This is a genomic window from Streptomyces sp. NRRL WC-3549 (genome assembly GCF_000721935.1).
GTDB lineage: Bacteria > Actinomycetota > Actinomycetes > Streptomycetales > Streptomycetaceae > Streptomyces.
The window spans coordinates 1-1,498 of record NZ_JOCS01001834.1 but is presented as its reverse complement, the minus strand read 5'-3'; the positions used below and the strand labels follow the sequence as shown (position 1 = coordinate 1,498).

Genomic DNA, 1,498 nt, shown 5'->3' with positions numbered 1-1,498 from the left:
TTCCTGGATGCCTTGGCCGAGGTCCGGCGGTCCGAGGGCTTGGCGGGTCTGTCGCTGGGCTGGGGGCCCTGGGCCGAGGGCGGGATGCTTGGGCGCCTCGACGCCACCGACCTGCAACGCATGGCCCGGGCCGGGCTGCCTGCACTCACTGCCGAGCAGGGTGTCGCCCTGTTCGATGCGGCAGAGACGACCGGGCGGGCTGCGGTCCTTCCGCTGCGGCTTGATCTCCCGGTCCTGCGCCAGGGCGCTGCCTCCAACGGTGTGGCACCCCTGCTGCGCGGCCTCGTACGCGTATCGGGACGCCGCGTCGCGAAGTCCGGAGCGGCCGAGTCGGTTCTTGCCAACCGCCTGCGCGGCATGGACGAGGCAGAACGTGTCCGGCACGCCCTGGACCTCGTGAGGGGGGAAGTCGCCCTCGTACTCGGGCACGCGTCCGGAGACTCGGTCACCTCCGGACAGGCGTTCAAGGAGCTGGGCTTCGACTCGCTGACGGCAGTCGAGCTCCGAAACCGTCTGAATGAGGTGACCGGTCTCCGCCTGCCCGCAACGCTGATATTCGACTACCCGACTCCGGAGTCACTCGCTGAGTACATCCGCGACGAGCTCGTGGGTGGCCAGGACGAGCTGAGCCGGAATGTCGCGGCCGGCGTGGATGCGCTGGACGACGATCCCATCGCGATCGTCGGCATGAGCTGCCGTTACCCGGGTGGAGTCCTCAGCTCGGAGGATCTGTGGCAGCTGACGATCGGTGGGGGCGACGGCGTCGCACCGTTCCCCACGGACCGGGGCTGGGACCTGAACGGCGTGTACGACCCCGACCCTGAGAACCGGACTGCCTCGTACACAGCCGAGGGCGGATTCCTTTACGACGCGGGGAAGTTCGACCCGGCGTTCTTCGGGATCTCTCCCCATGAGGCGTTGGCTATGGATCCCCAGCAGCGACTGCTGCTGGAGGCCACCTGGGAGGCGTTCGAGCGCGCGGGCATCGACCCGGGCACACTGCGCGGAAGCCGGACCGGTGTGTACGCCGGCATGATGTATCACGACTACGCGTCGCAGACCGCCTCCGTGCCGGAAGGCGTTGACGGGTTCCTGGGGATCGGCACCTCTGGCAGCGTCCTGTCGGGCCGGGTGGCGTACACCTTCGGTCTCGAGGGACCGACCATGACCATCGACACGGCGTGCTCGTCATCGCTGGTCGCTCTGCACCTGGCCGCTCAGGCCCTGCGCAAGGGCGAGTGCACCATGGCACTGGCCGGCGGCGTGACGGTGATGTCCACTCCAGGCGCGTTCATCGAGTTCAGCCGTCAGGGCGGCCTGGCTTCGGACGGCCGGTGCAAGGCGTTCGCTGATGCGGCGGACGGGACCGGCTGGTCGGAGGGCGTGGGCATGCTCCTGGTGGAGCGGCTGTCCGACGCGCGGCGGAACGGCCATCCGGTGCTCGCTCTCGTGCGGGGTTCAGCAGTGAACCAGGACGGTGCGTCGAACGGCTTGACGG

General features: G+C 69.2%; 1 protein-coding gene. It reads left to right on the top strand.

The window, feature by feature from the left end; all coding sequences use genetic code 11:
* A partial coding sequence (locus IH13_RS0100125; protein ID WP_031079886.1) for a beta-ketoacyl reductase occupies positions 1-1,498 on the top strand: 1,498 nt, incomplete at both ends.